6 protein-coding genes are annotated in these 9008 nt (G+C 43.5%); 3 read left to right on the forward strand and 3 right to left on the reverse strand.

Annotated elements, in window-relative coordinates:
- Nucleotides 1–33: 33 nt before the first annotated feature.
- Complete coding sequence (gene pgk / locus Phpb_RS16035) at nt 34–1197, forward strand: phosphoglycerate kinase (protein ID WP_065391215.1); 1164 nt, start codon at nt 34–36, stop codon at nt 1195–1197.
- Nucleotides 1198–1259: 62 nt separating this feature from the next.
- The gene (fbaA, locus tag Phpb_RS16040; RefSeq protein ID WP_065391216.1) at nt 1260–2336 is read left to right on the forward strand and encodes a class II fructose-bisphosphate aldolase; all 1077 of its coding nucleotides are present in this window, start codon (nt 1260–1262) and stop codon (nt 2334–2336) included.
- Between the two features lie 67 nt (nt 2337–2403).
- Here fbaA and Phpb_RS16045 read toward each other — a convergent pair whose 3' ends face one another.
- From Phpb_RS16045 to Phpb_RS16055, 3 genes are all read right to left on the reverse strand, one after another.
- Entirely contained in the window at nt 2404–2916 is a 513-nt protein-coding gene (locus Phpb_RS16045) for a GNAT family N-acetyltransferase (RefSeq protein ID WP_036808078.1), read from the reverse strand.
- Nucleotides 2894–3190: a type II toxin-antitoxin system TacA family antitoxin gene (locus Phpb_RS16050; RefSeq protein ID WP_036808074.1), complete on the reverse strand. Its 297-nt coding sequence runs from the start codon at nt 3188–3190 to the stop codon at nt 2894–2896. Before Phpb_RS16050 ends, Phpb_RS16045 begins: the two co-directional genes overlap by 23 nt.
- A 379-nt stretch (nt 3191–3569) precedes the next feature.
- Entirely contained in the window at nt 3570–6317 is a 2748-nt protein-coding gene (locus Phpb_RS16055; RefSeq protein ID WP_065391217.1) for an RHS repeat protein, read from the reverse strand.
- A 1091-nt stretch (nt 6318–7408) separates the two neighbouring features.
- Between Phpb_RS16055 and Phpb_RS16060 the strand changes: the two genes are divergently transcribed.
- On the forward strand, nt 7409–9008 hold a 1600-nt coding region (locus Phpb_RS16060), incomplete at its 3' end, for a lipase family protein (protein WP_240492581.1).

The following is a 9008-nucleotide window of genomic DNA, read 5'->3' on the forward strand; positions in this document are numbered from 1 at the left end:
AAATAATTTAGAGAATCAATAAGAGGATTCACCATGTCTGTAATTAAGATGACCGATTTAGATCTGGCGGGTAAGCGTGTTTTGATCCGCGCTGACCTGAACGTTCCGGTAAAAGATGGCAAAGTCACCTCTGATGCGCGTATCCGTGCCTCCTTGCCAACCATCGAAGCAGCATTGAAACAGGGCGCCAAGGTCATGATCACTTCTCACCTTGGCCGCCCGAATGAAGGCGAATACAACGAAGAATTCTCGCTGAAACCAGTAGTAGACTATCTAAAAGAGAAATTATCCTCCCCTGTTCGACTGGAAAAAGAGTATCTGGAAGGCGTGGAAGTTTCAGAAGGTGAATTGGTCGTGCTGGAGAACGTTCGCTTTAATAAAGGTGAAAAGAAAGACGACGAAACCTTGGCTAAAAAATATGCTTCCCTGTGTGATATTTATGTCATGGATGCATTCGGTACCGCTCATCGTGCCCAGGCTTCGACTCACAGCGTGGCTAAGTTTGCTCCTGTTGCTTGTGCCGGTCCTTTATTGTTCGGGGAATTAGAGGCATTAGGTAAAGCGTTGGATAATCCGGCTCGTCCAATGGTAGCTATTGTTGGTGGTTCCAAAGTTTCAACCAAGCTGACCGTTCTGGATACGCTGTCTAAAATTGCCGACCAACTGATTGTTGGCGGTGGTATCGCGAATACGTTTGTTGCTGCGGAAGGCCACAATGTCGGCCGTTCTCTCTATGAGGATGATTTGATCCCGGAAGCGAAAAAATTGCTGATAAGCTGTGATATTCCGGTGCCAACCGATGTTCGTGTGGCAACAGAATTCTCTGAAATGGCCGAAGCAACCTTGAAATCTACCAGTGATATTAAAGATGATGAGCAGATCCTCGATTTGGGAGATGAATCCGCTCAACGGCTGGCGGATATCCTGAAAAACGCCAAAACGATCCTATGGAATGGCCCGGTTGGTGTATTTGAATTCCCTAATTTCCGTCAAGGAACTGAAATTGTCGCGCGCGCCATTGCCGATAGTGATGCCTTCTCTATCGCCGGCGGCGGCGATACGCTGGCAGCGATCGACCTGTTCGGTATTGCTGACAAAATTTCTTATATCTCTACGGGTGGTGGCGCTTTCCTCGAGTTCGTGGAAGGGAAAAAACTGCCTGCGGTTGTGATGTTGGAAGAACGTGCAAAACAGTAATTAAGTCATGACGGGTAGCGGCTGGTTGGTTGGCTACCCGCTCTAAACAGGACCCACGTAACATGTCTAAAATTTTTGATTTCGTAAAACCGGGTGTCATCACTGGTGATGATGTTCAAAAAGTGTTCGCTATAGCCAAAGAAAACAACTTTGCTTTACCGGCGGTCAACTGTGTAGGTACTGATTCAATCAATGCCGTACTGGAAACCGCGGCCAAAGTTCGTTCTCCCGTGATCATTCAGTTCTCTAACGGCGGCGCTGCTTTTATTGCCGGTAAAGGTTTGAAAGTTGAAGGTCAACAAGCGGCTATTCTGGGTTCAATTTCTGGTGCTCGCCATGTTCATCAGATGGCTGAACATTATGGTGTTCCTGTGATCCTGCATACTGACCACTGTGCGCGTAAATTGCTGCCGTGGATTGATGGCTTGTTAGACGCGGGTGAAAAACATTATGCAGCGACGGGTAAACCGTTATTCTCTTCTCACATGATCGATCTGTCAGAAGAATCTCTGGAAGAGAATATTGAGATTTGCAGCAAATATTTGGCTCGCATGGCGAAAATCGATATGACGCTGGAAATCGAGTTGGGTTGTACTGGTGGGGAAGAAGATGGGGTTGATAACAGCCATATGGATAGCTCCGCGTTGTACACGCAACCGGAAGATGTGGCTTATGCTTATGAGAAACTGAATGCTATCAGCCCACGTTTCACTATTGCGGCTTCTTTCGGCAACGTTCATGGTGTTTATAAGCCGGGTAACGTTAAACTGACGCCAAAAATTTTGCGTAACTCTCAAGACTATGTTTCTGAGAAATTCAATCTGCCGCATAACAGCCTGGATTTTGTTTTCCACGGTGGTTCCGGTTCTACCGCGGAAGAGATCAAAGAAGCGGTCAGCTATGGTGTTGTTAAAATGAATATCGACACTGACACCCAATGGGCGGCTTGGGAAGGCATCCTGAATTATTACAAAAAGAACGAAGGCTATCTGCAAGGCCAATTAGGCAATCCAGAAGGCGCGGATAAACCTAATAAAAAATTCTACGATCCACGGGTATGGCTGCGTGCCGGTCAGGTTTCTATGATTGCCCGTCTGGAACAGGCATTCAAAGAATTGAACGCGATTGATGTATTGTAATTAGTGAAAGCGTTCCCTCTGAGTTTTCATTCAGAGGGAACGTTAGCCGCATTCAGTAAATGAGATGTTACATCGCATCTACTCTTTTTATCATTTCCATTGCAACAGCCATAGACATGAACAGTTTGCTCTTTGTCTGAGGAAACTCCTCAAACCCTACGTTCATATACAGTTTTTTGGCTATGTCGTTCTTTGCATCGACGATAATCATCGGGGTAGGAATAGATTGTGACGACTCTATAGCTTTTCGAATTGCATCTATAAGCAAGATTTCACCAAACCCTTGGCGTTGAAATGACTTACTTATAGCTAGGCGACCAATAAGTGCGCAATGTAGTGTAGAAGGGTACTTTTTCGATATTTTCTCTGGTAGTTCGTCTAGCTCTACCGTGCATAGTGCTAGGGAATAGTATCCCTTTATTTGAGATCCATTTTGACTACTTGTAAGGACGAATGTTCTTGATAAGTCCTTTTTATCATGTTGTCCCGATACTGCCTTCAAGTAGTTGTTTAGTGCGGGTTCACCACAGTTAAAATTATTTCTATCGTGTTTGTTTTTATCTAGACGTTCTATCTTCATTTTTTATTGTTTCTTTATGTCTACGAGCAGCACGAAGGAAACGTTCGTTTACCTTGATTGGTTTTTCCAATGCATGAACAAACGCCAATGCATCTTCTTGACACAATTGAATACGCATATTTTGTTCAATGAGTCTTTTTGCCTCTGCTACAGCAGCATTGGCAATAAAGCTATTCAAACTGGCATACCCTGATAGTGATAACGCTCTTTCAAGTAACTCCTTGATCTCTGAACTCACCCTTGTGGTGATTCTTTCATTTGCTAATGTGGCCATAAGCCTTACTCCTACCGCATTGCGGTTATTAGTTCTTTAGTTCACTATAGATATCCACTACTCGTTTACATTATTTATTTGGAGCTAGCGGAACATATTATTTGGTGAAACGCTAAGTTTGTTTCATTGGTTAGTCTAACATTGTTTTTAACAAAATTCAATGAATGTGCCAAAGTGACACCATGTTGTGAGACTAAACAAGCCATAGTCAGATAGAACAAAAATCATCAAAATTCGGACGCAAGTGAATCCGAGTATGCAGAGTTGTTAGCAAAAACCGCCGTAAACTCTCTTTACTGCGGGGGGAAGTCACCGGAGTTGTACTAGCTCGGGTCTGAGCTAGTACAGTTAGCTTCTATTTAAAGTTCTATTACCAAATTTATGAAGCTCTCCGCATTCCTAAATTTTCAGCGATAGCGGCAGAGCGAATATTAATAGCGTCTGTTGATATCTTATTGATCTTCTGGCCTTTCAATGATTTTTTAATGGCTTTCATTGTCAGGAACTTACCAACGCCTTTAAAATTGTATTCTCTATTGATTGCAACATCGGGTTCTGTTGCTTGTAGCTGCGTTCTTTCTTCATTACTCAATTGAGTATAGGGGTGAGCGAGTGCATAGTTGACATGTAATTCTGATTGTTTATTTTTTAAATCATGATATATCTTCACCTCCATTGCCGCATAAATTTTTCTTTCACCGGAATAATCATTTTTTTCACTTTTATCCATTAAAGCAAAAAAGTTGGTTTCTGAATAGAAATCAGGGTGATTGCTTCTATACCTATGCTCTTCGGCATACTCTGATATCGTATCTTGTATGGTTCTTGCCATATAACCGGATATTTCAGATCCTAAAGAAAGATTTGTTTTTGATTTTTCCGAAAGGGTGCTGTTTTCTTCAAGCCGGCTATATATTATTTGGCTTTTTTCTATACCTTTTAGGAACTCTTCATGGCTTAACAAATAACCCGATGGATCGGAGTCACCGACACGAACCACTTTCAATGATTTATTCTTTGTATAACTGCTCTCTTTCTCGTTCCATTTAACAACATGTGAATTTTTAGCGGCCAATTTAAATTTTAATTCATCAAAGAAATTCACCTCTTTGGTATATTTTCCTCTTTCTGGCGCTAATCCATTTTCATCCTGTAAACTCACAGGATTATTTCTTACCATTCGGTATAGATTTAGCCCATCAATGGTTCCTGCCGGGTCCGCGCTTAACCATCTGCCCGCCCACGGTTGGTAATAACGGTAGCCGTAATAATACAGACCGGTGGCGTCCCGCTCTTTGCCGGAATAGCGAATCGTTTTATAGCTGGCTTCTATTTGGCCGCTCGCTGCCCACAGCGCTGTCCCGCCAAATGGATAATACTCTTCCTCACTGATAATCTGCCCTTGATTGTCCAGTTCAAGTTGGCTGGAACCGATCAGATTATCGTAGCTGTAGCGTAGTTGATTATCGTTGACACCTTCTGGCTTACCGCTCTCCCAATGCAACACCCGTACCTGTGCGCGACCGGCTTCACCGAGTGTGATAACGTGTAACTCTTCCGTTGTTGTAGCGTTGCTCTGGGTTATGCGTAGTTCCAGCCCCGGCAAATAGATTACCCGTTGTTGCTGCGTAGTATTCTGGGTTGGCTGTTCACTCACTTTCAGTTGCCTCATGCCGTTGCTGTCGTAGCGGTACCACTCATTTCCCGGGCCATTATTCACCTGCTTTAACTCTCCTCGTGGTGTCCAGATAAGCGTCTGGCCGGGTAATAAACTGGTTTGGTGACCACCGGCATCAAATAACGTATCCACTTGATTAGGATCGGTGGTCAGCGTACTGAGAACACCTCGATTGCTGCGGTTTGAGAGGGTGATAGCCACGGTGTAGTTGTTCTGGGTAGCCGGTGAACTGTGCCGAATTTGCGTCAGATTACCGCTGTGATCATAGCTGTAGCTGCGAGTATAGTTAGTGTAAGAATTGCTGTCAGAAGGTAGCGCAGGGGAGGGCAGTTGGTTACTTTGCTGACCTATATTAGCCATTTCACGCCCGGTGGCACTGATGAGCTGATACAGGGAATCGTAGGTATAGTTATTCTCCGGGACCACTTTCTGATTGCGCCAAAAGCGGGTGGCTTCCGCATCATTACGGATATTGATGACATTGCCTACCGGATCATATTGATAGCGTAAGTCTTGCAACACTTTGGCGTCTGACGGACGGCGGGTGGTAATACCGATAAGCCGTTGGGTTTCTGGTTCATAGCTGTATTCAGTGATAACGCCGTTACCGTGCTCTTCGCGTAATTTTTGTCCGGCGGCGGAGTAGGTCAGCGATTTGATAATCACTTGTTCAGCTTGACCTTTGAGCGTCAACCAACAGCCTTTTAGCTGCCCGGCTACGTCGTAGGCCAGACGCTGGGTGTTGCCTTTAGCATCGGTCTGGGTCAATAAAGCCCCGGTGGCATCGACTTTATTTTGGGTGGTATAGACATCACCGCTCAGTTTTTGCTGCCACAGACTCTGGTCTTCCCCTGTCCAATCAGCATCCTGGTTATCGACAAGCAGTTGTTGAGATTGTGATAGCACGACGCCAGCCAGAGAAAGGCTATTGAGTTGAGTAAGTCCTGCGGTATCGTAATGGCGGACACACTGACCGGCAAGGTTGTAATCTTTTTCTTGCGGCGTATTGCCGGCCCAGATAAGACGTTCGGTCGTTTTCTCTCCTGCCTGTACTTGTTCGGTGATAGCGAGCAGACGACCGGGAAGGGTGTTGTCTTCATAACGATGGTTTTGGCGGATGCCGGTTGCATTGATGATCAACACCGGGCGACCTTCAATATCATTGAGGTTAATCGTTCGACCGGCATCAACACTTTCTTCACGTAAAACCTGACCAGTAAGATTAAAGACGCGAATCAAGTTCGGACCGCTTTGGTTTTTATTCTTACGAGGATCGGTACTTTTTACCTGAAATCCCGGAATATTGAACTCATAGAGCGTAATTAATTCATCACTGTTTTCATCAGCTTGAATGCGTAGATATTCTAAAGTACGGACATTTAATTTCCTGTTATCTAATACCCTAATCGAGGGGGTCTTTTGGTTAATTGCGGAAGTGTAACTGCTCATATTTTAACTCCTTAGATGGTGTTAATCGTTAAGAAAATTTAAGTTATGGCAACAACCAAAAGACCTTATCACTAAACAGGCAAGGAAAGCGATTTATCGTGATGTCATTAATGCAAACGCTTTGGTAATTTTTGAGATTGTATAAATGGAAATTAAAGTTTCAGATAGTGGGCGTGATTAATCAACCATCAGGAAAACAAGTGGTTGGCAGATTTGATATATCGATGATGCTTAATAACCAATCACTTGTATATCACAGTTAAAGATAAAAGAAATTTATTAAACCGCGATAGTCACAATACTTTAAAAACAATACCTTAAAAACAGAGGATGTTATGAGTTCTACATTCGATACAGCGAAGTCAGGAGATGATAATAAGAACATACCGCTTCTATCATGGTTCTGCACCTGTTGGGTATAAGACACCTAACGGGCTGTGATGTAACACAGATGAGGCTAATCCTTCAAATAGATGATGTTATTGGTCGCTTGATAAATGGTAATAAAGGTATTTTTAATTAAAAATTAATATGTTGAATGTTTAGAGTCATGATCATTGAGTGGAAAATCAGTAAAGGCCAAATGGTTTCATACATCGTAGACTGCTATTTTGGGGATGAGTTATTTTTGTCATTGCATCCGCCATTATATTTACAATAACTTAATCATTATTGAATTTGTAACACTTTGTTACAAAGTTTACTTTTTGTAAATGAAAAAAGTGGAAATTTTTTCTTGCTATTTGGTGATGATTTAATAATCATAACTTGAGTTCTGTCATATGGACAATATGAAGGACCTTCCAACTCCTGTTCCCTTATTCAAAGGGATTAATCGATAGGGATACATTTCGTCTTCCTGTCGTTCAGTTTGCTATTACTCACGGCATAAGCGGTGTTTCTTATCTGTGGTAATAGGATTTTTACTATCTTGTTTCCTTAGTGACGCAATCAATCACGGCTATTCCTGACAGGATATTGATGCTGATGAAGGTGATTGATAGCCGGGCGGGGAAATCTTGTGGAATTTTCAACACATGATGTTCGGGCTGTGAGCCTATCTGTAATAATAAGCAAAGGAAACAACACTGATGAGTACATTAGATCCGCGAGAATGTTTCGATTGTAGGCTGTTGAAACACTGGGTGGAATTTCAATTGGTGGATGAACAGGGGAAACCCTTGGTTAATATGCCTTATAGCCTGATAAGCAAGGGGCTACCGAATTATGTGCGCAAAGGAAAGACGGATGGTTTCGGGGTGCTCAGGGAAGAAGACCTGTCAGCTCATCCGGTGACATTGTATATCCATGCCCAATCGTTGGCCGATGAGATGGAACAGCGCCCGTTGCGGGAAAAACGGGGAGAAGAATTTTCAGTGGTGAAGCCAAAAGCAGAAGCCGAAGGCCATCAATATCGCTATGTGACTATTGGGCAGATCAGTGATGGGTTGCCAGCGTTAGACGATTGGAATGATCCCAAAAAAATTCCACCTCCCTATCATTTCCCAGATCCGGAACCCAAAGGGCTTTATTCCCGTCCGCTCAACTGTCGGCATGTTCTGGAGGTATGTCCATTCCGGGCTTGGATTCTGCTGCTACATCATCAAAAAGAGTATTCCATTGTGAATGCTTATAATCAGTGTTTGATGAGCGTGCTGGCCTATGCTGACGGGGATGTCAATGTAGCAGGCTCTGTGAAACACTTTTTTAACCGGCAAATGGTGGATGTTTCAAAATTGCCCTATAAAGTGGAAGCATTGTCGGCAACACCTGTCGTTTACGATGTGCCGTTTAGTGAACGTTATGCCCGGGTGGAGTTTATTGATTCACAAGCGGGGAACAACAAGCAGGGTGATACCAAACTGTTTTATGCCGCCAGTAAGAAAGATGTGATTGTTAGTTGGCGGGGAACCGCTAGTCTGGATAATTATCTGACTGATGCCACTTTCCAGCCGTTGGCTTTAAGCTGCGATGATGACAAATCTCTGTGTAGTGGGTTTATCCACAGTGGTAAAGTGCACAAAGGGTTCTGGGAGGCATTTAATTTGGTTGGAGAGTTAATAGTCCCCAGTGATAAAAAGAAAGAAGTATTCAGTGATATCTTGGATTTGGCTAAGAAAGGGAAGTTATTTATTTGTGGGCACAGTCTCGGAGGAGCGCTGGCATTATTGCACAGCGCACAACTGAAAGAACACAGTCCTTGTCTCTACAGTTACGGGATGCCGCGGACATTAACCCGTAGTGCGGTAGAGGAATTGTCTTCTATTATCCACTATCGTCATGTTAATGAAGATGATGTCATCCCTGCTGTGCCATTTGAGCAGGATATGGATAATGTTTTTTTCAATTATTGGGCGCCGGCGGGGTACGACTGGGCAGTGATGAAGTTGTTGTCGCCGTCACCGATTATGCAGGTAATTAAACAGGCGACAGCCAGTAAAGAAATTTATCTGCATCACGGTAAAGTGGTTCATTTCTTTCAAGCCAACAGTTGCCCGGAATGGCTGATTTCCGCCCGGAATGCCTCTCTTATAACGGGTGTTGCTGAAAAAATATTGGATAACACCACAAAACTCTACTTAATTCCTGAGTTAAATCAGGAGACAGAAAAGGATTTTTCGCTGGCCGGTGAGCGGCAAAACGCGTTGTTTAATCAGCTCAGTCAACAAGAAAAAGACAAACTGTTTGTTG

Origin of the sequence: Photorhabdus namnaonensis (genome assembly GCF_001684335.1) — a bacterium.
GTDB lineage: Bacteria > Pseudomonadota > Gammaproteobacteria > Enterobacterales > Enterobacteriaceae > Photorhabdus > Photorhabdus namnaonensis.